General features: G+C 69.7%; 34 protein-coding genes. 23 read left to right on the top strand and 11 right to left on the bottom strand.

The window, feature by feature from the left end; all coding sequences use genetic code 11:
• Positions 1 to 115 precede the first annotated feature (115 nt).
• Entirely contained in the window at positions 116 to 265 is a 150-nt protein-coding gene (locus tag ACBJ59_RS10365) for a hypothetical protein (RefSeq protein WP_375109929.1), read from the top strand.
• A gap of 103 nt (positions 266 to 368) precedes the next feature.
• Positions 369 to 635 carry a DUF1883 domain-containing protein gene (locus tag ACBJ59_RS10370; protein ID WP_375109930.1) on the top strand — a complete coding sequence of 89 codons (267 nt, stop codon included), beginning with the start codon at positions 369 to 371 and terminating at the stop codon, positions 633 to 635.
• Positions 636 to 665: 30 nt separating this feature from the next.
• Here the strand turns inward: ACBJ59_RS10370 and ACBJ59_RS10375 are convergent, their stop codons facing one another.
• The 5 genes from ACBJ59_RS10375 to ACBJ59_RS10395 form a co-directional block, all read right to left on the bottom strand.
• The gene (locus ACBJ59_RS10375; RefSeq protein ID WP_375109931.1) at positions 666 to 857 is read right to left on the bottom strand and encodes a hypothetical protein; all 192 of its coding nucleotides are present in this window, start codon (positions 855 to 857) and stop codon (positions 666 to 668) included.
• Between the two features lie 199 nt (positions 858 to 1056).
• Positions 1057 to 1515, bottom strand: a complete 459-nt coding sequence (locus ACBJ59_RS10380) for a hypothetical protein (protein ID WP_375109932.1) — start codon at positions 1513 to 1515, stop codon at positions 1057 to 1059.
• 18 nt (positions 1516 to 1533) lie between these two features.
• Positions 1534 to 2760 (bottom strand): XRE family transcriptional regulator, encoded by a 1227-nt coding sequence (locus ACBJ59_RS10385; RefSeq protein ID WP_375109933.1) that lies wholly within the window; start codon positions 2758 to 2760, stop codon positions 1534 to 1536.
• Between the two features lie 441 nt (positions 2761 to 3201).
• Positions 3202 to 3990, bottom strand: coding sequence for a GntR family transcriptional regulator (locus tag ACBJ59_RS10390; RefSeq protein ID WP_375109934.1), 789 nt, complete (start codon positions 3988 to 3990; stop codon positions 3202 to 3204).
• Positions 3924 to 4367, bottom strand: coding sequence for a UTRA domain-containing protein (locus ACBJ59_RS10395; RefSeq protein WP_375109935.1), 444 nt, complete (start codon positions 4365 to 4367; stop codon positions 3924 to 3926). Before ACBJ59_RS10395 ends, ACBJ59_RS10390 begins: the two co-directional genes overlap by 67 nt.
• A gap of 268 nt (positions 4368 to 4635) precedes the next feature.
• Between ACBJ59_RS10395 and ACBJ59_RS10400 the strand changes: the two genes are divergently transcribed.
• The 20 genes from ACBJ59_RS10400 (at position 4636) to ACBJ59_RS10495 (ending at position 16414) form a co-directional block, all read left to right on the top strand.
• Complete coding sequence (locus ACBJ59_RS10400) at positions 4636 to 4866, top strand: helix-turn-helix domain-containing protein (protein ID WP_375109936.1); 231 nt, start codon at positions 4636 to 4638, stop codon at positions 4864 to 4866.
• A gap of 107 nt (positions 4867 to 4973) precedes the next feature.
• Positions 4974 to 5285 carry a hypothetical protein gene (locus tag ACBJ59_RS10405; protein ID WP_375109937.1) on the top strand — a complete coding sequence of 104 codons (312 nt, stop codon included), beginning with the start codon at positions 4974 to 4976 and terminating at the stop codon, positions 5283 to 5285.
• Positions 5282 to 5470, top strand: coding sequence for a hypothetical protein (locus ACBJ59_RS10410; protein WP_375109938.1), 189 nt, complete (start codon positions 5282 to 5284; stop codon positions 5468 to 5470). The genes ACBJ59_RS10405 and ACBJ59_RS10410 overlap by 4 nt, the downstream gene beginning before the upstream one ends.
• Entirely contained in the window at positions 5467 to 5928 is a 462-nt protein-coding gene (locus ACBJ59_RS10415; protein WP_375109939.1) for an SsgA family sporulation/cell division regulator, read from the top strand. The genes ACBJ59_RS10410 and ACBJ59_RS10415 overlap by 4 nt, the downstream gene beginning before the upstream one ends.
• A complete protein-coding gene (locus tag ACBJ59_RS10420) occupies positions 5925 to 6146 on the top strand; it encodes a hypothetical protein (RefSeq protein ID WP_375109940.1) in 222 nt (73 codons plus the stop codon). The genes ACBJ59_RS10415 and ACBJ59_RS10420 overlap by 4 nt, the downstream gene beginning before the upstream one ends.
• The gene (locus tag ACBJ59_RS10425) at positions 6143 to 6349 is read left to right on the top strand and encodes a hypothetical protein (RefSeq protein WP_375109941.1); all 207 of its coding nucleotides are present in this window, start codon (positions 6143 to 6145) and stop codon (positions 6347 to 6349) included. Before ACBJ59_RS10420 ends, ACBJ59_RS10425 begins: the two co-directional genes overlap by 4 nt.
• Positions 6346 to 7206 (top strand): hypothetical protein, encoded by an 861-nt coding sequence (locus tag ACBJ59_RS10430; protein ID WP_375109942.1) that lies wholly within the window; start codon positions 6346 to 6348, stop codon positions 7204 to 7206. Before ACBJ59_RS10425 ends, ACBJ59_RS10430 begins: the two co-directional genes overlap by 4 nt.
• A gap of 96 nt (positions 7207 to 7302) precedes the next feature.
• Positions 7303 to 8325, top strand: coding sequence for a DUF2637 domain-containing protein (locus ACBJ59_RS10435; protein WP_375109943.1), 1023 nt, complete (start codon positions 7303 to 7305; stop codon positions 8323 to 8325).
• Entirely contained in the window at positions 8325 to 8795 is a 471-nt protein-coding gene (locus tag ACBJ59_RS10440; RefSeq protein ID WP_375109944.1) for a hypothetical protein, read from the top strand. Before ACBJ59_RS10435 ends, ACBJ59_RS10440 begins: the two co-directional genes overlap by 1 nt.
• Before the next feature lie 199 nt (positions 8796 to 8994).
• Positions 8995 to 9231 carry a hypothetical protein gene (locus ACBJ59_RS10445; protein WP_375109945.1) on the top strand — a complete coding sequence of 79 codons (237 nt, stop codon included), beginning with the start codon at positions 8995 to 8997 and terminating at the stop codon, positions 9229 to 9231.
• Between the two features lie 1599 nt (positions 9232 to 10830).
• The gene (locus ACBJ59_RS10450) at positions 10831 to 11232 is read left to right on the top strand and encodes a hypothetical protein (protein WP_375109946.1); all 402 of its coding nucleotides are present in this window, start codon (positions 10831 to 10833) and stop codon (positions 11230 to 11232) included.
• 11 nt (positions 11233 to 11243) lie between these two features.
• Positions 11244 to 11675 carry a hypothetical protein gene (locus tag ACBJ59_RS10455; protein ID WP_375109947.1) on the top strand — a complete coding sequence of 144 codons (432 nt, stop codon included), beginning with the start codon at positions 11244 to 11246 and terminating at the stop codon, positions 11673 to 11675.
• 17 nt (positions 11676 to 11692) lie between these two features.
• Entirely contained in the window at positions 11693 to 12577 is an 885-nt protein-coding gene (locus tag ACBJ59_RS10460) for a hypothetical protein (protein ID WP_375109948.1), read from the top strand.
• Between the two features lie 3 nt (positions 12578 to 12580).
• Positions 12581 to 14026: a hypothetical protein gene (locus tag ACBJ59_RS10465; RefSeq protein ID WP_375109949.1), complete on the top strand. Its 1446-nt coding sequence runs from the start codon at positions 12581 to 12583 to the stop codon at positions 14024 to 14026.
• A gap of 12 nt (positions 14027 to 14038) precedes the next feature.
• Complete coding sequence (locus tag ACBJ59_RS10470; RefSeq protein ID WP_375109950.1) at positions 14039 to 14263, top strand: hypothetical protein; 225 nt, start codon at positions 14039 to 14041, stop codon at positions 14261 to 14263.
• Positions 14260 to 14532 carry a hypothetical protein gene (locus ACBJ59_RS10475; RefSeq protein WP_375109951.1) on the top strand — a complete coding sequence of 91 codons (273 nt, stop codon included), beginning with the start codon at positions 14260 to 14262 and terminating at the stop codon, positions 14530 to 14532. The genes ACBJ59_RS10470 and ACBJ59_RS10475 overlap by 4 nt, the downstream gene beginning before the upstream one ends.
• A gap of 76 nt (positions 14533 to 14608) precedes the next feature.
• On the top strand, positions 14609 to 14923 hold the full coding sequence (locus tag ACBJ59_RS10480; protein ID WP_375110217.1) for an HU family DNA-binding protein: 315 nt from the start codon (positions 14609 to 14611) through the stop codon (positions 14921 to 14923).
• 83 nt (positions 14924 to 15006) lie between these two features.
• Positions 15007 to 15156 carry a hypothetical protein gene (locus tag ACBJ59_RS10485; RefSeq protein ID WP_375109952.1) on the top strand — a complete coding sequence of 50 codons (150 nt, stop codon included), beginning with the start codon at positions 15007 to 15009 and terminating at the stop codon, positions 15154 to 15156.
• A 210-nt stretch (positions 15157 to 15366) separates the two neighbouring features.
• Positions 15367 to 15825 carry a helix-turn-helix domain-containing protein gene (locus ACBJ59_RS10490; RefSeq protein WP_375109953.1) on the top strand — a complete coding sequence of 153 codons (459 nt, stop codon included), beginning with the start codon at positions 15367 to 15369 and terminating at the stop codon, positions 15823 to 15825.
• 88 nt (positions 15826 to 15913) lie between these two features.
• On the top strand, positions 15914 to 16414 hold the full coding sequence (locus ACBJ59_RS10495; protein ID WP_375109954.1) for a hypothetical protein: 501 nt from the start codon (positions 15914 to 15916) through the stop codon (positions 16412 to 16414).
• A gap of 58 nt (positions 16415 to 16472) precedes the next feature.
• Here ACBJ59_RS10495 and ACBJ59_RS10500 read toward each other — a convergent pair whose 3' ends face one another.
• The 3 genes from ACBJ59_RS10500 to ACBJ59_RS10510 are packed head-to-tail and all read right to left on the bottom strand — an operon-like array spanning position 16473 to position 17294.
• Positions 16473 to 16718, bottom strand: a complete 246-nt coding sequence (locus ACBJ59_RS10500) for a hypothetical protein (protein ID WP_375109955.1) — start codon at positions 16716 to 16718, stop codon at positions 16473 to 16475.
• A gap of 32 nt (positions 16719 to 16750) precedes the next feature.
• Positions 16751 to 16966 (bottom strand): hypothetical protein, encoded by a 216-nt coding sequence (locus ACBJ59_RS10505; RefSeq protein WP_375109956.1) that lies wholly within the window; start codon positions 16964 to 16966, stop codon positions 16751 to 16753.
• 49 nt (positions 16967 to 17015) lie between these two features.
• The gene (locus tag ACBJ59_RS10510; RefSeq protein WP_375109957.1) at positions 17016 to 17294 is read right to left on the bottom strand and encodes a hypothetical protein; all 279 of its coding nucleotides are present in this window, start codon (positions 17292 to 17294) and stop codon (positions 17016 to 17018) included.
• Between the two features lie 383 nt (positions 17295 to 17677).
• On the opposite strand from ACBJ59_RS10510, the gene ACBJ59_RS10515 reads away from it, so the two are divergent.
• Positions 17678 to 18088 carry a PASTA domain-containing protein gene (locus ACBJ59_RS10515; protein WP_375109958.1) on the top strand — a complete coding sequence of 137 codons (411 nt, stop codon included), beginning with the start codon at positions 17678 to 17680 and terminating at the stop codon, positions 18086 to 18088.
• Between the two features lie 145 nt (positions 18089 to 18233).
• Here the strand turns inward: ACBJ59_RS10515 and ACBJ59_RS10520 are convergent, their stop codons facing one another.
• From ACBJ59_RS10520 to ACBJ59_RS10530, 3 genes are all read right to left on the bottom strand, one after another.
• Complete coding sequence (locus ACBJ59_RS10520) at positions 18234 to 18650, bottom strand: hypothetical protein (protein ID WP_375109959.1); 417 nt, start codon at positions 18648 to 18650, stop codon at positions 18234 to 18236.
• Between the two features lie 105 nt (positions 18651 to 18755).
• Positions 18756 to 19313 (bottom strand): hypothetical protein, encoded by a 558-nt coding sequence (locus tag ACBJ59_RS10525; protein WP_375109960.1) that lies wholly within the window; start codon positions 19311 to 19313, stop codon positions 18756 to 18758.
• A gap of 104 nt (positions 19314 to 19417) precedes the next feature.
• Positions 19418 to 20179 carry a peptidoglycan-binding protein gene (locus ACBJ59_RS10530; RefSeq protein WP_375109961.1) on the bottom strand — a complete coding sequence of 254 codons (762 nt, stop codon included), beginning with the start codon at positions 20177 to 20179 and terminating at the stop codon, positions 19418 to 19420.
• Between the last annotated feature and the right edge of the window lie 9 nt (positions 20180 to 20188).

A 20188-nucleotide genomic window follows, 5' to 3' on the forward strand; every position in this document is an offset into this window, starting at 1 on the left:
CGCATGGGGCGCGTTATGGGTTGACGTGCTCGGTGTAGCCATTCGGTCTGATTGGCGACCAGTCGATTCGGTTATGACCGTCGCCGACATTGATCCTCGGTGATCGGAGACAGCAGTGAGCTACTTGAAGCCTGCGGGCGAATACGCGGAGAGCGCCTACGAGATGGTCGACAGCAAGCCGGACCGTGCGACGGTGTTCGCCATCCTCGCGCTGGCCTCCGCCATGAACCGGCTCGCCGAAGCGTGCGAGCGCAGCCAGTCGTAGAATTCCTGCCGATCCTCGCTCGGTAGCTCCATGTGACCGTCCAGAGACATGGCGGCGCCGGGCCGGGCTTCCCGCCCAAGGCGTGACCAGCTACTAATGATGTGTGAGGCATCTCTGCTGGGACCTCGGAGAAACCGGAGCCGGCGCCGACTTTGAGGTGGACTGGGACGGCTCGACCGCCCGTGTCTGCCTCATGGACAGCGAGGAGTACCAGGCCTACCTCGACGATGAGGCGTACGAGTACCACGGCGGCTTCTACGACTACAGCCCCATCGTCTTGCAGGTGCCCTACGACGACTACTGGTACCTGATCATGGACAGTTACGACCGAGTCAAGAACGCCACTGTCGAGCAGCTCTTCGACGACTGACTGGACGACTCCCAGGAAGATCCCGTCGCCTCAGGCCAGCGAAGGGGCGCCGTATGAGATCCGCTTCCGGTCAACTTCGGGTGTCACGTCCCCGGCCCAGTCGAATGCCGCGTTCTGGTCATCCATCGGGATGTCGGTGGTGAAGTAGGCGGGCGGTCCGCCGTCACCGGCGCGCCGCACAGCCCATCCGCCGGCTTCCCGTGCCAGCACCCAATGGGCCATTGGAGGCGCCTCCTTCGCGGGGGCGGGCCGTACGACGCGGGCCAGCGCCCGGGGCAGGGCCTGCCACCGTGCCGCGTACCGGGCTCGCCTGGTACGGCCGGCGGATGCGTAGCCGAGAACGCCGCGGCGCGGCCGGCCGGTCGCTGCCATCCGGAGCGTATCCAAGAGCTCAACCAACGCGGCCCGACGCCCGCGCGGCTCAGCCGGCGTCGCAGTCATCGGCGGTCACCACCCTCTCCGGACTATCCTTCTGCGCCGGCTCGTACTCCTTCACCCTGCCATCGCTGGCCCGGAGCGCGCCAACCGCGGTGCCGCGCGCCCGCCACAAACCGGGAAAGCACGGCGCTGCAGCGGTCAGCGTCCGCTTCGCCGATGTGGGGACTTGCCGGTCGTCCTGCTGATCCATGGTCACCCATCGGCCGTTGGTGTCGCGCAGTTGTAACCGTAGCGAGGTTCTCTGCCGGACCGGCGGCGTATCGCACCAGTACCGGAGGGTGGCGCCGATCCCGGCCGGGGAGACGCTGACGCCGTCGTGCAGCACCTCCATGAAGCAGGTCGGATCGGGGACGCGTCCTTGCTCCCCGGTGGGGCTCTCGTCGCACCCGGTGGGCGTGGCCAGGAGTGCGGCAATCATGCAGGCGGCGAACGGTGTTTTCACCTGGGGCTCCCCGGGAGGCTACTCGCTCTGCGCCTGGTAGGAGGTGACCAGGTCGCGCAGTTCGTCGAGGTAGGTGCGGACCTCGGGGCTGCGGCGGTGCTCGTCTCCAACCTGGTCGATCAGTTCGCGCGACGACATGATCAGGTGCGGGACGGATTTGCGTTCGTGCTGCAACGACTGCCGGCCGTAGCTGATGGCCTGCTCTACATCGCCGCGGCGGGCCGCAACCACGCCGAGCGTGAGTCGCGCCTCAGAGATGCGCATGGGGGCGAGTTCGGTGCCGTCGCTGGCCGTGTGCGCCCGGATGACCTCATCCGCGTAGAGTTCGGCTCGCTCGTTCTCGCCGAGGATCCGATACGAGTCCATCGTGTAGAAGTCGAACTTGAGCGGGTCGATCGTGAAGTGATTGTCGAGGTTGTCCGGCTGAGGCAGGTGCTCCAGGATCGTTCGGCCGCGGTCGAGCGCGACTTCGACCTGCCGCCTGTCCCCTATGCGGGCCCAGGCTTTCGCCTTCTGTGCTTCCAGCTGGACGCCGACGGCGAGCCCGCCGGCGACTGCGAGTCCACGATCAGAGGCGGCGATGACTTCCTGGTAGTCGCCGCGGGTGAGGGCGAACCATGCGCTCATTTCGTGCGCCCATGCTTGGATGGCGCCGTTCTCCGCCTCGTGTCCGAGGGAGAGCGCGGCGCGGCGTGTCGCTTCGGCTCCGCGCTCGTTGCCGATGTCCGCTTCGACGCATCCAATAAGGAGCGCGAGCCAGCCGGCAAGCGTGAGGATCTCGCGGTGCTGCGACAAGGACAGCCGGTGGTCGAAGAGCATAGTGATCCGGGTAAGCCAGCGGCGCCCTTCGGCCAGGAGCTGGTCGGACGCGAGGTGGGGGTAGTCGCAGCAGAGCTGCTCGACCGTCCACTGCAGCCCTTCGATGGTGGCGGCGTCCACGGTGGAGGCGCGTAGCCGCTCGAGGATTTCCGGCGTGCCGAGGTCGGCGGCGTGCCGCGTGCTGCTGCTGGTGAGCGGGAACATGGCGGCGGTGACGGTGCCGAAGGTGGCGGCGATGATCGGCTGGTAGAAGCTGTCGGGGCGCACCCCGGCTTCCCATCGTTTCCAGTTCCTCTTGAGGGATGCCAGGTCGGGGAGTGGCGTCGTCGAGTGGGCCGCGAGCGCTTGTGCGGCCTGGTCTTGGGTCCAGCCGCGCGCTTCGCGTTCGGCTCGGATGCGTCGTGCCCACGATGGTTTGTCGGCCATGTCGCGCCTTCTCAGGTCGGGGACTCCGGTCGTGTTCTACCCGATCGCTTTCGGCCGGGGCTGTGCCGCGCGGGTGACACCTGGGGGACAGTGCCGCGATTCTCCTAGTCAGCCGGTACGCATGGTCGGATCGTTTGGCTATGGCGCATGCCCAGGCTTACCAGTACGCCGACGAGACGGACACCGGCCGCCGATGCGCGCCGTGGTGCGTCCAAGACGTCTACGCCGACGATGGCATCGCCCAATGTTGTGGTGAGGATTTGCCAACGTACTGCGCGGAGAGCGGCATGCCGGGCTATGTCGGTCTTCGGCGCTTCGAAGGTTCGGACAGTCATATCGTGCTGGCGCCCCGCGGGGTCGAAGACGACATTCTGACGATCGACGAAGCAGAGCAAGTGGCCCGTCAGATATTGCGGCAGGTTGCAGCGGCTCGGAAGGGCGCTATGACTCCGCGTCCTGCTGGTAGAGCACCTCGAAGAGATGGCCGCCCTTGACGAGGATCGACACCTCGACTGGCATGTTGTCGTCGCTGTAGATCACGCGGAATTGCCGGATCACCGGCACCTCGGCGGGGAGATCTAGGCTCTCGATTTCTTCCGTCCGTGGCTGGCGGACCGAAACGCGGTCTTCAAGTCGTCGTTCCGGGAATCCGAGGTCGGCGAGTACCCGCGGCGCGCCGCCTTTGATCTTTCCGCGTCCGGCCAGCGGCGTTCCGGCGGCGATCCTCAGCGGGTAGTACGACCACGACAGTTCGATGGGGTCGCTGGCGTGCCGCAACACCCGATGCCGTTCGACGGCCTTTTCGTTCTCTTCGAGGCCGAGCGCATGTGCGATGTCAACGGGCGGTTGCACCTCCTTCACGTGCAGGAGGTCGTAGCTGTAGCCGCCTGGTGACGGCGTCTTGTATGCGGTGGCTGTCACGACGAAGAGTTGCCGGTGGCGGACGAAGACGCCCTTGCCGGGGCGCCCCTCGATGAACCCTTCGTCCTTGAGGAGTTTGATTGCCCCCTGCACGGTTGCGGTGGCGCACTCGTACCGTTCGGCGATCTGCGGGGTTGAGGGCAGTTGTTCGTCTGCCCGTAGGAGCCCGGCCATGATCTGGGCGCGCAAGTCTGCGGCTACTTGCTGGTGGCGGGGTCGGCTATCAATCCGTCGCGGCAAGGTCAGCCTTCCCCGTGTAGTTCGTATTGGAGTTCGCGGCCATCCGCCACCATGGTCATCACGGAGCATTCGAAGGGGGTTCCGTCCGCGGTGCGTGTTACACGCCTCAGGATGAGAACCCAGTCCGTGACGTTGAGGTTGAGGAGATCACGCTCATCCGCGGTTGATGGTCGCGCTGAGATTCTCTCCAGCATGCTGGCTGTCGTGTAGCCGAGTTCGGCGAGAAGGGTGACGGCGCCACCTCGAATTTTCCCTTGGTCTGCCAGCGCTGTCCCCCGAGCGATGAAGGCAGGGAAGTAGGAGTCAGCGAGTTCGATCGGCTCACCGTCGAGGAGCACCAGCCGGCGTCGGACGATCACTGTTTCGCCGGGGTTCACGTGTAGATCGTTGGCGACGTCGGCGGGCGGCGTTATCTCCGCGACCTCGCGGACTTGGTTTGTGCCCACGCGGCCATGTTGAGCGGCCTCCTCCGCCCATGCCTCGGGTTCTCCCCGATGCCTGGGCCGGACGTAGGGCGCAGAGGTGCTGATCCAGCGCGCCGCATTCATAGTGCCACTCCGGTGGTCGACTCCTCCTGCTCCATCACCTTACTGGCACGGCAGTAAGGCTGTCGATCAACGATAGTGCACCTCAACCACCGAGGAACCTTGTCGCCATATTATTTTGGCAGTACGGTTGGAGCGCCGAGAGCCTCAGGAACCGTTGGGAGCGGCAGTGAGCGACAAGAGCGCTGAGAGCGGTCGGACGGATCGTCGGCGGGCTCTCCCCATCCCCGAAGTGGCCGAAATTCTCGGCGTCTCAGCCATCACAGTCCGGCGCGCAGTCGAGACGGGCGAGTTTCCCCACGTCCCTGTGCGCAGCAAGAAGCAGGTTCCGCGCGCGTTCGTGGAGGCGCTGCTCGCCGCGCCGAAGTGGGGCGCCGAACCGGACGAGGTCGCGGTCTGATGCGCGCGACCACCCCGGACATGCCGAGGGCGACCCCCATCCGCCAAGACCAGGGTCGCCCGCTTCTGCATGCCCACCAGTCGGACCAACGACAGAGGGACATCCCCATGATGCATGACACCCCGGACATTCGCATCCCGGGCCAGCGGCCGGCCGAGCGGCAGCACCAGCCGTGGTGCGACCTCGACGAGCACGTCGACGACACCTGTTTCTCCGCCGACATGGTCGTGCCGCCCCTGATGGTGCGGCTCACGTGGAGCCCCGGCCAGGACGTGCGCGCCGACGTCGCCACCAGCGAGGTCGTCGAGGTGATCACGCTCGACGCGTTGGAGCAGCGGGCGCTCGCCATGCTCACCACCGCGCTGCTCGGCCGCGGCGTCACCCCGCCCGCCAACGCGATCGCGGCGGTGACGTCATGACGTACGTGACCGCCTACCGGTACGCGCAGACGCTCATCACCGCCGGCGCCGACCGCGACTTCCTCACCGTCCGCGCCAACCGCTACGACGACGACATGGAGTACGGCGCAGCGCAGGCGTTCCGAGACGTCGCCGACATCCACGCCACACACCCCACCGAGGCTCTCGCGGAGGCGACACCGTGAAGACCACCCTGAGCCGCCCGCTCACCCTGTGGAACGCGGCCCGGCACGGCGACCAGCCGCACGCCGCCACCATCACCTTCCGCCGCGACGACCCGTTCGCCGTCGAGATCATCCTCCCGCTGTGGGACATCGACATGGTCACCAACGACGGGCTGCGCGTCGACCCGGACTCCCGCGACGACATGGTGTCGGTGCTCATCCCGTTCAGTCGGGCCCTGCTCATCGACGGGTTGGAAGACCCGTCTGGAGAGGGGGCGGTACGGGTTGAACCGCACATCGTCGACTCCGGATACATCACGTTCACGCTGCCGTTGACCGCCGACGGCGTTGAGTTCTACACCGAGCGCGCCCCGTTGGAGTCGTTCGTGGACGCCGCCCTGCGGATGGTGCCGCTCGGCGGCGAGATGCCCCTGGCCGACCGGGAGTTGGACTGCTGGCTGGCCGAGGTGACCGCATGAACCTCCTCGACACGCTGCTGCCCGTCATCGGCCTGCTGGTCACGCTGGGCGCCCCGACCGTGGGCGTCGTCTTCTCCTACCGGGCCAACCGGCCGTACAAGGTTGTCGGCCACAGCTTCGAGCTCGGCATGACGGCTGTGCGCTGGCGTGACGACCCGAACCGTACGCACTGGTACACCCCTGATCATCTCGCCCAGCAGATCGGACAGCACCGATGACCATCACCGACCAGACCGCCGCCGAGCGGGCCGCCACGGTTACCGAGCAGGCCGCTGTCCTGCTCGACCGGAGTGTCTCCTATGCGGCGCACACGCCCTCCCAGGCGATGCCGTACGCGGTCGCGGGTGTCGGCAAGGCGCTGCTCGCGGTCGCCGCCGAACTTGCCGCCCTGCGCGCCGAGCACCGCGAGGAGTCTCGATGACGACGGCCGACCCGTTCACCACGCCGGACGAGGCCGACCGCGAGGCCTGCGCCGAGCAGGCGAACGACCTGCTGGCGTACGCGGCTCACGACCACCACTTCTACAACCCGTACCTGGACGACGACCTCCCTGCGATCATCATGGAGCGGCACGCCGCCAGCGTGCTGTACGCCTCCCAGGCAGCGACCGCCCACGCGACGCTCGCGGTTCACGCCAACCTGGACCGGATCGCGGCCGCGCTGGAGGCGATGGCCAAGACGCCCGCCGCCATCCAGCTTCTCGCCGACCACGTGTCCGCCCTCGAGGACACGCTCGGCGGCGGGCTGGCCGAGCTCGTAGAGGCGGTGCACAAGCACAGCCTGGGCGTGAGCGACGACCAGTGCGAGATCGTCAAGGCGATCAACGGGCACGCCGACACGGTGTGCGACGCGGTCGGCAACGTCGCCGAGGTGATCGACCGGGTCCGCTGGTGGCAGTGGCGGCGCCGCTGGTTCAACCGCCGCCAGCGAGCCGCCGCTGTAGCGGGCGAACCACCGTCCCCGCAGGAGGAGAGCCCCGCCGAGGTGCACGCGTTCCTGGTGGAGGTTCGCCAGGACTGTCCGCCGTGGGCGCTGGCATCCAACGAGGTGCTGGGGCGCGTCCGGTTCTACGCCGAGCCGCACGCCGCCTGCGACACGGCCGACACGATGCTGCCCGGCCTGTGCGCCCAACTGGCCGCCGTTGTGGAGCCGGGCCGGCCGATACACGGGCTGGTCTACCGCTGCGACCCGGACCCGGACGGTCCCGAGGACGGCTACGTCGGCAGCGTGTTCCTGCCCGGCGCCGCCGTTGTCGAGCCCTCTCCCGACGGTTCCTGACGCTGCCGCTCTGTCCGGCCGTCCGGACCCGATCCGGACGGCTCACAGAACGACAGACCCCGCGCACATCGACGACGAAGACGGAGACCGATACCGATGAACGAGACGCTCGCGGTGGAGCCGCCGCGCGAGCCGGCCGACCACCCGGCCGAGGGCGTCCCGACGCCCAGCCGGTGGAGTCGCTTCAAGGCGCGACTCCGCCACGCCGACACCACGCCCAAACCGCTGGCGCCCGCCGTCGAGACGCCCCGGCAGCCGCCGGCGCCGGAAGTTCGGGACACCCCCGCAACGGTGTCCCAGACCTCGGTGGCCCGGCGCACCGCCGTCGTCCTGGCGATCCTCCTCGCCGCCGTCATCGCGGTCGCGTTCCGCGGGTCGTGGACGTCCCAGTCGGATGCGGCGCGGGCCGCCCACTTCGACCCGACCGGCGCCTTTTTGTACCCGTTCGCCCCCGATGGGCTAATCGTTTTGGCCCTGGTCGGCGCCGTGGTGCTGAGGCACAAATTCGGGCCGCGCCTGTACTGCCTGACCGTCGTCGTCCTGTTCACGATCACCTCGTACGTGGTCAACCATCTGCACGGCATGGGCACGTTCGTCATGGTCGGAGACGGTGAGGACGCGATCCTGGTGAAGGAGTTGCCCGGCGAGGTGGTCGGTCTCATTGCCGGCCAGCTTGTCGGCAGCATCGCTTTCGGGTCGCACATTTTGATGCACGTCTTCCGGCACCTATTCCCTGCGGCGCTCGACGGGGCGGTGCGCACGATCGCCGCCCCGGCCACCGTCCATGCCGGTCCGCAGAACGGTCCGGGACACCCGGCTGACGGTGTCCCGGCCGATCCGGAGGCGGAGCGGGAGGAGCGCAAGGCGTGGGCTGCGATCACCGTGCGGATGCTCTTCGACAACGGGATCAAGCCGAAGCGGAAGCTGCTCGCGGATCAGTACGGGATCAGCGAGCGGCAGGTGTCCTACGTGATCGCCGACGTGGAGCGTGAGCGGGAGACCGGAGCCGACGAGGAGCCGCCCGCCCACGCCGTCGGACGGACTGCCGGGGCCCCTTCGGTGCCTGTCCTGGCCGGGGCCGGATCGGTGAACGGACACGTCCCGGGAGGGGGCAACTGATGGCCGATTCCTCTTTCGATCAGCGGTGGTCCGGCGACAGGCTGAACCAGCCCCTAGCCGTGCAGGCGTTCACCGATCAACTGCGGCGGCACCTGTCGGAGTCGGCCATGTGGGTGGCCCGGATCCGGCGGGACGCCGAAGCGATGTGGAAAGAGAACCCGCCCGACGGCTACTCCAGCTTCGAGGCGTGGTGGCGGCACGGCCGGGTCACGTCCCCGTTCGCTGAAATCCAGGAACACCTGGAAGAGGCGGCCCGGTTGACGTTCCGGCTGGAGGCCCGCTACCGCAAGCACCGCCACGAGATCCCGGAGAAGCGGCAGGCCGTCGCGGAGGCCAGGCAGCAGCAGGCGGCACTGCCGCACGCCGGTGTTCCGCCCGAGCGGACGGCCGTCCAGCAGCGCAAGCCGCCCGCTGCGAAACGGCAGGACGACGACTTCTGGGGTTCAATCCAGCGCGGCAAGTCCGCGTGAGCCACGAGGAGACGATGTGAACCACCCGGCGACCCGAGTACAGTCCGCCGCCGGCAACAGGCGGCGGCACTGGGAAGAGCGGCGCGAGCAGAACGCGGCACTCGGACCGAGAGGCGTCGCTCTCGCCTGGTCAGACCAGGCAAGGGCGACCGCCACCGCCCAAGCCCGCCGCGGCGACCACGGCGGGTGGAGCGACCTGGTGGCGACGCTGCAAACGTTCTGCTCCCGGTTCACGCCCGCCGACACCCGGCGCGCGGAGAACCAGCGCCGCCACTGGGAACGAAAGCTGGCCGCCCTGGAAGGGGCAAGTTCGAAGGTCATCGCGTTGGCGTGGTGGGATCGGGCGCGCGCGGTCGCCGGCGACCAAGCCGACGACGCCGGCTGGAACGACCTGGCGTTGACGCTCTCCAACTATTGCCAGCGTCACGGGGCGTGATGTTCATGTTCATCTTCATTCGCTGCGTCTGCCTCACGCGCATTATGCGGACGCACGGACGCGGTCGCGCGCGGACGCGTGCGCGCGAAGGTAACGGTCACGGTCCGTCAACACAAAAGAGGGGGGCGGGTCATGGCCGATGATGACGCCAACGTGGTGAGTTTCCGGCCGCGTTCGGAGAGTTCTTCGGTGCCGTTGCCGCCGTTGCCGCCCGACCTGTCCCCTCGGATCCCCGTCATGGCCGGAGCGTCCGTCGTAGAGGACAGCGGCGGTGTGCCTTCGGGTGTGTGGCCGGGCTTGCCGTCTGTGGACGACATGAGGCCGCCCGCCGCGGCGTTCGCCATGCCCGGCCTGCCAGAGCAGGCCGGAGACGACGGGGACGATGAGGGGTTGTTCACCCCGCCGCAGCCGGAGGATCCCGAGAACCCGACCGCCCGCGACACCCTCGCCGTCTGCATGGCCCTCGTCACCGCGCTGGGCGTGGCCGCGGCGCAGGGCATGTGGCATCGAGCCCGGCGCCGGTCGGCCCTCGCCGACGAGGCGCGCGCCAGCGCCGACCGGGCCCAGGCGAAAGCTGCCGGCGCACGGGACGGGGCAAAGGCGAGGCAGGGCGGCAAGCGTACGCCTCTGCTCGACCCCGGCGGCCGAGGGAAGGGTTCCCGGCCGGGCAGCCGGACGCGGGGCGACGGGGCCGGCAAGGACCCCGGCTCGCGCAAAGGTCCGCGCCGCGGCGGCAGCCCGACAGGCCCGAAGGCGCGCCGCGCCGGGAAGACGTCACGGAAGGACTGGGACGAGCCGAAGCGGCGCAGGGACCGGCCGACAGGGCGGAAGCGCCGCGCCGCCGACGAGCGCGGCAAGACGCCGAAACGGCCCGACCACAAGCAACCGAAGACGCCCAAGACTCCGAAGGGCGGCACGTCGAAGCAGCGGCGCAAGAGCTGGCCGAAGGGCTGGACCCGCAAGCCGGGCGGCGATCGCAAGGTTTCGAAGCGGCAGCGGTCGAAGGGGTCGAAGGGCAGGCCCGACTGGCTCCAGTGGAAGGCGTCGAAGCGGAAGCCGGGCCCGGACCAGGGCAACGCCATTACCGGGCGGAAGCGCTGGGCCGGACGCGGCAGCGTGCCGGCGGCCAAGCGACGGAAGGCGTGGTCCCGGAAGGCGTGGAAGCGGGGGCGCAGGTGGGTGAGGCAGTGGACGCGCCGCCAGCCGACATCCCGGCACCCCCGGGTGTGGCGGGTGCGGTTGGGGTGGACGGCGTTCCGGTGCCGCCCCGGTCGGCACCGCGCCGCTGGGTGGAAGCGCGCATGGTCAAGCCGCACTTGGGCCGGCGCCCCAGGCTACGAAGGTGCGCCACCTCCTCCGCCTCCCGGGTGGGGGATGCGGCCTCCGCCCGGCGCCGACCGGACGGTGCGGGTTGAGTATGCGGAGCGGGTCGACAACCCGGCCCGTGGCCACCGCGCGGAACCCGCGGGCCTCACCGGCGCTCCGGCTGCCGGATGGCCAGAGCTTCCCCCCGGCTCCGCAGCACCGACGACGTCCCGCAGTTCCGGCGGCGGTCCGACGCCGAGCGGCCCCCCGACCCCGATGAACGGAGCCCGGCCCGTGGCCAACGTCCCGACCACCCAATACGGCGACGCCGAGGTCACCATCTACGACGTGATCGAAGCCGACGCCGACATGGCCGAGGAGATCACGGCGGGCGGCGGCGAGGCGCGGGCGACCGCCGACGGCTGCGAGCAGCTGTACACGCGGCTGGAAACCGTCCACGCCAAGGTCGTCGAGTTGAAGGTGCCCGGCCTGCTGGCGGGATGGCTGATCCAACTGATGGAGAAGACCGGCACCGTCCGCGCCCGCGCGCTGGCGATCGCCGACGGGCTGCCCGCCGCGGCCGAAGCCATCTCCGTCGCCGGGTCCAACGCGGCCGCCATCTACCGGCCGCCGGCCGACGTCACCCGCGACTACGGCCACACCCGGCCCGCCGAGCGCGACTACCACAACGAGTAGGAGGCCCCGACATGCACGAAATTGAAGGCGGACGCACCGGCGAGGTGGTCGCCGCCAGTGGCGGGCTCATCGAGAAGGCGGTCCGGTACACCATCGTCGTCGCCCAGCTCACCATGGCCAGCATCAAACTGCGCGGCTTGGCCGAGCAGGTGCGCTCCACCTACCGGTACGTGGAGGGCTGCTCAACCAGCGTGGACAGGCTGGCCGAGCAGATGGCCAGCCTCGAAGTCGACCCGGACACGGTGGGCGAGCACCACCAGGCCGCCGCCGTCATGCGCGGCGTCCTCGGACTTGCCGACGCGATGGCCGCCGAAACCGAGGACCTGTCGGCCATGTTCCAGCGGGCGTCCGACGCCCACCAGGCCGACTACGGGCCGGTCGCCGACGCCATCCACGCCATGCCGGTGCCGATGCCGCATGCCGAGTTCCTCAGCAACCGCTGAGCTGAAGGGAGACGATCGTGGCCCGTTCTGCTGCTCCGCCGCCGCTGGCGAAGGTCGAGGTGCCGTTCCCGGCTGACTGGGCCGCCCTCAACCGGGCGCGTCGCCGCGTCGACGTGGTGCGCAGCGCGACGGGCCGCCTGGCCACGCTCGCAGGCGCCGCGGCGGCAGCGGCCGGGCTGTTCACCGGGGACGTGACCGGCGTCGGCCTGATGGGCACGGCGGCACTCACCCTGGGTGGGCTGGTCAGCCTGCGGTTGTGGAAGCCGGACGGCCATCAGAAGGCGACCGCGACCGTCCTGTACCTGATGCCCGGGACCAGCCTGGCCGCGCTCCTCGTTGTCGAGCAGTTCACCCCCGGCATCCACCCCGTGGCCACGCCCGTCGAGGCCGCCGCGCTCGCGGTGTGGACGGCCGGGGTGTGGGCGTTGCGCCCGGCCTGGGTCGGTCGCCGCATGGTGTCGCCGCCCCGGTCCCGCTCCCTCGAGGTGGCTGCGCCGCCCGCGCCGGAGCCGGGGTGCGACCACCCGGCCGCCGGCTGGTGGGCCCACACCGTGGCCATCGCGGGCGGGCCCGGGCCCGCCACGGCGCTGGAGGCCGTGGAGCGGACCGGCGAGACGGCGATGCGCGCCATCATCCGATCCACCATGCCCGGCAAGCCGGTACCGAACATTCCGATCAAGGATTTGAGCGCGCTGATGGACGTCCCCGAAGACGACATCTCGATCGGGCCGGTGCCCGGCCGCGGCGCCGGCGTCCGGCTGCTGCAGGTAGGCCAACCGGACGAGGACCGCGGCCCGGCCGCCGTGTGGGCCAACCGGATCGCCCCCACCGCGATGCCCGGCACCGTGCTGACGGGCGTGCGCACCGGCCGGCCCGCCGTCCACCCGGACGAGGAGGGCTGAGACGTGGCCGTGGTCGCGATCCCCGAGGGCGAGATCGTCGAGCTGATGCTGGAGGCGCCGCCCGGCCAGATCGTCAAGTTCAACCACGAGGCGCTGTGCTCGGCGCTGGGCGTCACGGACGACCCGGCCCGCGTCGTCGTCGAAACCTCCGGCAGCCGCGCCATTGTCACCGTCTACCCGTCCAACCCGCTCGCCGTCATGCCGCCGCCGTCGCCCGCCGACATGCTGATGGACCGGTACGGCCGGATCGTGGTCGGCCGCCACCACAACGGCCGCCCCGCCCACCGCAGGCTGTTCGACAAGCGCACCGGCTCCGCGCAGCGGGCGTTCGTCATCGGCACCACCGGCGCCGGCAAGTCCCGCACCGTCCAGTACACGCTCGCCTGCGAGAAGCGCAACCGGATCGTGTCCCTGTACGGCGACCTGAAGGGCGGCCAGTCCGCCCCCGAATCTGAGGGCCAGGTCGACTGGCGTGCCACCAGCCAGGAGGAGGTCATCCTGATGCTGCGGTCGGCGGTCGCCGTCGGCGAGGCCCGGCAGCGCAGGTATGCGGCGCTGGGCCGCAACGCCTTCCTGATCGGCGACCCGGACCCGCTCATGTCGGTGCGGATCGATGAGGCCAACCGGCTGCTGGAGCGGGGCGCCCCGTACCGCGATGAAGGCACCTACCTGGTCAAAGAGCTGGGCCGTACGGGGCGCAGCGTCGGTATCGGCATCGAGCTGGACGCCCAGGCCAGCCACTTGGAAGAGCTCGGCGGCTCCGACACCTTGCGGGGGATGCTGAAAGAGGGCGAGGTCGTCCTGCTGCGCTGGTCGTCGTCAATGATGGCCCAGCTGGTCGCGGACGGCCTGCTGCAGCCCGGGGTGCAACCCACGCCGATCCCTAAGCAGTTCAAGCCCGTCCTGTTGCGCAGCCAGTTTGACCAGCAAGTCGACGACGATGACGACTTCTGCGACACGCAAGGCACCGCGTACCTGCTATCCAGCTCGACGCCGACCAGCCTGATGCGGCACTGGCGGATCGGCTCCATCGAACCGTTGCCCGGGTTGGACCCGGAGATCCTCGCCTTGTACGGGCCGGGGGAGCCGGCCCGGCTGGAAGAGACGTCGTGGGATGCGGCGGGGCCAGCGTACGCCGCCCGCCACGACCCGGCCGCTATGGCGGTGTTGTGCCAGGCGCTGCGCGACGAGTACGCCGAGAAGCAGCAGGCCGCCAAGGCGACCTCCGGCGGAGGCGGCGGAGGGAAACCGCGGACGCCGGACCGGGTCCTGGACGCCTTGGGCACTACCGAGGAGCCGTTGACCGCGGAGGAGATCCTCGACCTCGTCAACCAGGACGGCGGACGAGAGGTCAAGGTCGGCACGGTCCGCAACGCTCTCGGCGAGCTCATCGACGTAGACGGCGCCGTGCTGCGCGCCGGCCGCAACTTGTACACCCTGAACCGCTGACGGAGGAAACAGATGACCTTCGCATGCCTCATCGCGGGCGCCGCCCTCGCGGTCCTGTCCTGCCTCGGGATCCGGGGGCTGGTGTGGCTCGCCGGCGCGTCCCAGCCCCGCTGGCCGGCCAGCAGCCACGCCTCGAACGCGGGCATGCGCGCTGGCCGGGCGTTGCGGCTGCGGCTCCCGCACCTGATGGTCGCCATCCAGTCGCCCCCAGCCGCACGCGAAAGGACCACCCGATGAGGATGCTCACCCTGGCCGTGCTCGCCATGTCGCTGTCCACACCGCCGGCCTGCCCGCCGCCCGCGTCGCTCACCGACCCGGCAGGGGTCGTCATGGGAGTGAAATACCCGACCCGGGGCGGGCCGACGCTAATGGTCGGCGTGCTCAACCGGCCGTCCGCGTTCGAGCGGACGGTAACGCCGGGCCAGGTCGACGCCTGCACGCGCTGGCGGTCGATGGCGTACCCGGCGTGCCTGAAAGGGGCGCGCACCGAGTCGCGGCCGTCGTAGCGGCGGCTGCGGGCGACCGCCCGGCTCCCCGGGGTCGGGCGGTCGCCCGGAGCCTCCGCACAAGCGGAGCCCACCCATCTCAACGAAGGAGAACACCGTGAACAAGCAGGAACTCGCCGCCAAGGTGGCCGACCGCGCCGACCTCGACCCGAAGCAGGCCGCCGCCGCAGTCTCCGCCACCCTGAACATCATCCAGGAAACCCTCGCGGCCGGCGGCCAGGTCGCGATCACCGGGTTCGGCGGCTTCAAGACGCGGGCGACGCCGGCCAAGTCGCGGTTCAACCATCTGGCCGGCCGGGTCGTCGACACGCCGGCGAAGACGGTCGTCACGTTCAAGCCGGGCAGCAACTTGGCTGCCGCCGTCAACACCGCGACCGCGAAGGCCGCATAGCCGGGACGGAGGTGCGCCGCGGCGGACGAACAGCCACCCGCCGCGGCCGCGCCCCCTCTCTCATCTCTCGAAGGAGGATCCCCGTGGGGAAGCATCAGCAGCCCTGCCCGCGCTGCCTGACGGCGCTCGACGAAGGGCCCGTCATGTACCGGTGCAACCACTGCCGGCGCGCTGTACCGGCCGCCGACCTGGACACCGAATATCGCGCATCCAAGCCTGTTCTGGCCGCCTGAGGAGGCTCTGTGTGTCGAGCCAAGGACGAAGGCGGCCGCCGCTGCCCGGGCGGGCACAGCGCCACCCGGGAGGCGCAGGCCGCCCGGCAGAGGCTGTGCAGGGCACGCAAAGCCCTCGCCGCTGTAGGCGCCACCCAACCAGCTGTCACGTCCCTCAACCAAGCCGCCGCCCCCACGACGGCGGAAGCCAGCCCCTCAGGGAGGACCGGCATGGGTGACACGTCTACCTGCACCGCCAAGTCGGTTGCCGCGCGGTTGGGCGTCAGCGTCGGCACCGTCTACCAGTGGCTGAAGACGGGCGACATCGAGCAGCACGGCTACACCGGCCGAAAGGAGGGTGGCCGGTGGGTGCTCACCCCGATCGCCGCCGCGGCCGCCGAACCCGCCAAACCTCGCCCGGCGGCAGTGAAGGACCGGATCCGCGAGGCGTACGCCAGCATCGCAACGCCGAACGCGTGGGACCCCGAATGGTGCAGCATCGCCAAGCTGCGCGCCCAGCTCGCCGGATTGGACCGCGACCTGGTGGACGACACCCTGCGGGCGATGGAGCGCGCCGGCGAGGTCTACATCGCGCCCGAGGCCGACCAGAAGATGCTCACCGACGCCGACCGGGAGGCCGCGATCGTGATCGGCGGCAAGCCGAAGCACCTGTTCTGTATCCACGGCTAAAGGGACGTGACAGTCCTCTCGATCTCCGGGGGCGGTTGTGCGGCGCGGCCAGCCGCCCCCGGGCCCAACCGTCAAAGGAAAGGCTGCAATGGAGACTGCGATACCCGCTTTCGAGCAGATCGGCGGCGTTGACCTGACGTCCTGGCGCGTGGTGCCCGGCGAGGCCAACCCGCACAAGGATGAGCAAGGATCCTGGGCGATCGTCGGCGGTGACGAGAACGACCTGCACATCGAGGTTCTCGACGCAGGCAATAGCCCCAGGCGGGTTGCCGAGTTCATCGTCGAAGCCGTCCAGGAGCACGCCACCAAGCTGAGGCGAAGCGCCGCCTACGACGACATCTCGCGGGAGCGCGACAAGCTCAGCGGCCGGCCTCGCGGCGCCGACCTGTACGAGCTGGAGCGGCCTCGCGTCGTGGCCATGATGGGCGTGCTCGGCAAGCTCGCGGAGGAGGCGTACGAGCCGGCGCCCGCGGCCGTGCGCGACGAGCAGGAGCGGCGCATCTACGGGGAGGTCACCTGCCTGGCGGCGCTGGCGGTGTGCTGGATGGAGGCGTTCCACGCCCGCTACAACATGCCGCCCGACCTGTAAACCGCCGTGATCTACGTTCGGGCCTCGGTCGCGCCCTCGCCGCGCGGCCGGGGCCCTTCTACGCGGACTCCTCGCCCGCCTGCTCGGGGGCCCGCAAATCCGCCAGGTTGACGATCTCCTGCAGCTGGTCGAGCTGGAAATACCCGCCGCCGACCGCAGCCCCGCCGCGGGTCACCCGGTACCAGACCTCGCCCGGCCGGGCGGCCGGTTCCACCATGCGGGCGAAAATCCAGTGGGCCGAGCCGGGCGTGAGCTGGACGGGTTCGACGCGCAGCCCGTCCGGCCCGACCAGGTATTCGCCCATGCCGGCCACGCTACGCCGCATCCTTCGGCCCGTCACCGCCGCCTGCCACGGATGGCCCACAGCGCCGCCGTGGCTTCATGCTGCCGGGCCTGCGCCTGCGCGAGCGCCACCCACGGCTCCTCGGAGATGCCCGCCTTCCCGGTTGCGATGTCGGCACCGGTCGGCAGGAGGGCGAGCATCTGTTCAACTTCGGCGGTGGCGGCCTCGAACGCGCGCCATGCTGCGATCAGGTCTTCTGGGATGTCCATGAGCGCCCCAGGTGGTACAGGTGGAAACCCGATCGTAGACCAGGCCCGGTCACTCGGTGATGGCGTCCAGCGCCTTCCGCGCCGCCTTCCGGTCGGGCGCCTTCGCCCAGTACGGGTGCCGGTCGATCTCGAGAGCCAGGCGTCGGCACTCCTCCTGCAGCGCCCGCCACTCCTGCAACTGCTCCTCGCTGGCCGGCTCTGCTTCGAGCGCCATCACGGCAGCATGCGCGGGTATCGCTCGGCCGGCAGCGGAGAGCCGGGCTTGAGCGGCGAGGAAGTCCTTCCGCAGTTGGATCAGGTCGTCAGGCAGTGTGATGTCGTCGGCCATGGCTCTCCCCGTTCGTGGTCCGACCCCGGATCCTAGACCGCACACCTGTACGAACCGAGCACCGGCCCGCCGTGCTCAACAGGGGATTTTTCCGACACGCCTGCCAGCGATCACGCACCGGGGCCACCATGTGCGGATGAACAGCGAGCAGGCACCCCACGAAGACCTCCGCCAGGTGTGGGCGGACATGGACCCGGCAGAGCGGCTACTACTGCTCCTCGCGGCGGGAGAGCAGCCTCCGGAGTGGATGCGGCAGGAAGTGCGGCAGATGCATGCGGAGCTGGCGCATCCAGGAAATGGAAGCGCTCCGTGACAACCTGATCACGGATTAGGGAGTCTCAACTCCTGTCACGTTCCATCCCCGCCACGTACAGGAGTGCACGTTGCTCAAGCGCATCGCTCTAGCCGTCCTCGCCACCGCATGCCTCACCGCTTGCGGCAACGGCACTTCGCCGGCCGCCCCCGTAGAGACCGTCACGGCGACCGTACAGGCCACGCCAACCGCCGCCACCAGCCCCGACGAGACTGACGCGCCCAAGCAGGACGCGGCCCCGAGCGAGGCCCCGGTAGCGAAGAAGAAGTTGCCGAACGTGGTCGGCATGAACCTCCAGGAAGGCCAGGACACGCTGCAGGCGGCAGGCTTCTACGTGCTGGACGACCAGGACGCCACCGGGCAGAACCGGCTGCAGGTGTACGACCGCAACTGGGTCGTCACCAAGCAGTCGCCTGCGGCGGGGCGGAAGGTAGGCACGGACACGCTGGTCACCCTGTACGCCAAAAAGATCGGCGAATAGCGCACAACACGAAGATGCCCCACCCGCCCCGGAGGGCAGGTGGGGCATTCCTTGTGTCCGCCGCCGGACCGTGAGTCCCGTCAACAGTCCGGCGGCGGACGATCCCGCGCGCGCAGAGTTGTGGGCAAGGCGGCGCGGGACGCTTCTACAGCGACGGCAGATCCTGGCCCGCGTGCACGCCCCTGCCGACCGGCGGATTCGGCGTCGACGTCTGCCGGATCCACGCCGTGACGCCCATGCTGACGAGCAACATCACCGCCGCCGTCTGCTTGTCGCTGGCGTCCCAGCCGAACGCGATCGCCACCGACATCACCGCCTGCACGAAGCCCAGCAGCGCCGCCTTGATGGAGCCGCCGCCATCCACGGCGCGGGTCTTGAACGCCACCCAGACGCCCGCCGCGGCGAGCACCGCAGCGTTGATGAGCACAACGTGATTGTCGGTGAGCGGCAGGAAGAATGCGGCGGCGGCCTGCACGACGGCTGCGACGAACGCCGCGTAGACGGCGGGCTCGCCGGTGAGCTCCGACTTGTTCTCGGACAGATCGCTAGTGGGATTGGACATGTCCCCTCCCAAAGGGGTGAAGGCTCATTTGAGGGTGGAAATGAGGAACCCGCAGCCCCGGGAGACACGGAAGGGCTGCGGGCGCATAGAGGGCGGCCAGGCCGGTCAGTTGACGGTGTAGCCGCGAGAGAAGTTGTACGACTTCGACTCGGACGCGCCGGCGAGGTTCATCCACACGGTGTCCCACGGCGCGCCGCGATCCTTCTGCGCCGAGTTGTTGAGGAAGTGGCCGTAGTAGCCGCACCCCGTGTTGTGGTTCATGTAGACGGCGTGGATCATGCCGTCGCCGAACACCGCCGGGGTGCCGGTGCCTGCGTAGACGCGGATCGTGTGGCCCGGCTGCAGCAGCACCTTGTCGTCGACGACGGTCACCCCGGGCAGGGACGTGACGGTGAAGTTGTTGCACTGGCCGGCTCCGTCGCCGCGGCCGTGCGCCCACGCGTCCTCGACGCGCAGACCCTTCACATTCACCGGCTCGGCGCTGCCGTTGCGGATGTCGATGAACTCCTGGTTGCGATTCCACGGCCGATCCGGGCCGTACGCGTTGTAGCCGATCTGGCCGAACTCCAGTCCGGCAACGTCGGCGGCGGCCGCCGGTGTGGCCGCGGCCACGCTGAAAACGAGGGCGAGGCCAGCCAGTACGGCCAGCAGTTTGGTGCGCACGAGGTTCTCCTCGGGGTTGGGTGCATGAAAAAGCGGAGACCAGCACGGGTCTCCGCAGGGTGGGCCGGGCTCGGGGGCCGGCCAGCCAGAGGGGGAAGCCGGGGCTACTTCACGCGCAGCAGCGCAGCCCAGGTGCGAGGCCCGACAACGCCGTCCACCTTCAACTTCTTCGACCGCTGAAACGCCTTCACATCCGAATCCAAGGCGGCATCGAAGTCTTTCCGCTCCAGCCACTCCTGCAGCCCTTCCGGGTCGCCGTAGCTGGCCGGGTTAAGGCCGCCGCGGGCGAACAGGCAGCCGCGGACCGTTTTGACGTCGAAGCTGTCGGCGCCCTTCGACAGCACGGGCAGCTTGGCCACGAGATCCTCCGAGACGGTCGCCGCCGCCGGCGGGGCGGACGGTTTGCTGCTGGTCTTGTACGGCGGGTTCCAGAACCCGGCGATCACGTCGGCCGCCCGGACTCGGCGTTTGCACACGTCGCCGGTGTTGCCTTCGATCGTGATGACCCGGCCGTCGTCGAGCACTTCTTCGATCAGCCCGACGTGGTCGATGGCGCCGATGGTGTTGGTGCCGGCCCAGTCGAAGTACACGATGCCGCCCGGCCGGGCATGCCGTTTCAGGTTGGTCGCGGTGCCGGAATGCCACAGGCCGCGATCCTTGCCGTCTTCGGCGTGCCACACCGTGTACGCCCTGTCCCCGGCGGGCAGGACGGCGTTCATGTTGCCGGATTTGCGCGCCCACCAGGTGATTGCCATGTTGCACCAGGGCGCGGCGAGGAAGGCGGGTCCGTGCCGTTCGGCGTAGTCCCGGGTGATCCGGTTGGGCCGCCCGGCCAGGCCGAGGTCGGCGCGGGCGACGGCCAGCATGCTCGCCGC

Source organism: Nonomuraea sp. MTCD27 (assembly GCF_041950495.1).
Taxonomy (GTDB): domain Bacteria; phylum Actinomycetota; class Actinomycetes; order Streptosporangiales; family Streptosporangiaceae; genus Nonomuraea.

Coding starts and splice junctions, on each gene's coding strand:
- ACBJ59_RS10490 (WP_375109953.1), top strand. CDS start 15,367: ATGGGTGACACGTCTACCTGCACCGCCAAGTCGGTTGCCGCGCGGTTG.
- ACBJ59_RS10390 (WP_375109934.1), bottom strand. CDS start 3,990: ATGCTCCGTGATGACCATGGTGGCGGATGGCCGCGAACTCCAATACGA.
- ACBJ59_RS10375 (WP_375109931.1), bottom strand. CDS start 857: ATGGCCCATTGGGTGCTGGCACGGGAAGCCGGCGGATGGGCTGTGCGG.
- ACBJ59_RS10470 (WP_375109950.1), top strand. CDS start 14,039: ATGACCTTCGCATGCCTCATCGCGGGCGCCGCCCTCGCGGTCCTGTCC.
- ACBJ59_RS10430 (WP_375109942.1), top strand. CDS start 6,346: ATGACGACGGCCGACCCGTTCACCACGCCGGACGAGGCCGACCGCGAG.
- ACBJ59_RS10455 (WP_375109947.1), top strand. CDS start 11,244: ATGCACGAAATTGAAGGCGGACGCACCGGCGAGGTGGTCGCCGCCAGT.
- ACBJ59_RS10475 (WP_375109951.1), top strand. CDS start 14,260: ATGAGGATGCTCACCCTGGCCGTGCTCGCCATGTCGCTGTCCACACCG.
- ACBJ59_RS10425 (WP_375109941.1), top strand. CDS start 6,143: ATGACCATCACCGACCAGACCGCCGCCGAGCGGGCCGCCACGGTTACC.
- ACBJ59_RS10500 (WP_375109955.1), bottom strand. CDS start 16,718: ATGGGCGAATACCTGGTCGGGCCGGACGGGCTGCGCGTCGAACCCGTC.
- ACBJ59_RS10530 (WP_375109961.1), bottom strand. CDS start 20,179: ATGCTGGCCGTCGCCCGCGCCGACCTCGGCCTGGCCGGGCGGCCCAAC.
- ACBJ59_RS10495 (WP_375109954.1), top strand. CDS start 15,914: ATGGAGACTGCGATACCCGCTTTCGAGCAGATCGGCGGCGTTGACCTG.
- ACBJ59_RS10510 (WP_375109957.1), bottom strand. CDS start 17,294: ATGGCCGACGACATCACACTGCCTGACGACCTGATCCAACTGCGGAAG.
- ACBJ59_RS10505 (WP_375109956.1), bottom strand. CDS start 16,966: ATGGACATCCCAGAAGACCTGATCGCAGCATGGCGCGCGTTCGAGGCC.
- ACBJ59_RS10420 (WP_375109940.1), top strand. CDS start 5,925: ATGAACCTCCTCGACACGCTGCTGCCCGTCATCGGCCTGCTGGTCACG.
- ACBJ59_RS10520 (WP_375109959.1), bottom strand. CDS start 18,650: ATGTCCAATCCCACTAGCGATCTGTCCGAGAACAAGTCGGAGCTCACC.
- ACBJ59_RS10405 (WP_375109937.1), top strand. CDS start 4,974: ATGATGCATGACACCCCGGACATTCGCATCCCGGGCCAGCGGCCGGCC.
- ACBJ59_RS10435 (WP_375109943.1), top strand. CDS start 7,303: ATGAACGAGACGCTCGCGGTGGAGCCGCCGCGCGAGCCGGCCGACCAC.
- ACBJ59_RS10410 (WP_375109938.1), top strand. CDS start 5,282: ATGACGTACGTGACCGCCTACCGGTACGCGCAGACGCTCATCACCGCC.
- ACBJ59_RS10440 (WP_375109944.1), top strand. CDS start 8,325: ATGGCCGATTCCTCTTTCGATCAGCGGTGGTCCGGCGACAGGCTGAAC.
- ACBJ59_RS10385 (WP_375109933.1), bottom strand. CDS start 2,760: ATGGCCGACAAACCATCGTGGGCACGACGCATCCGAGCCGAACGCGAA.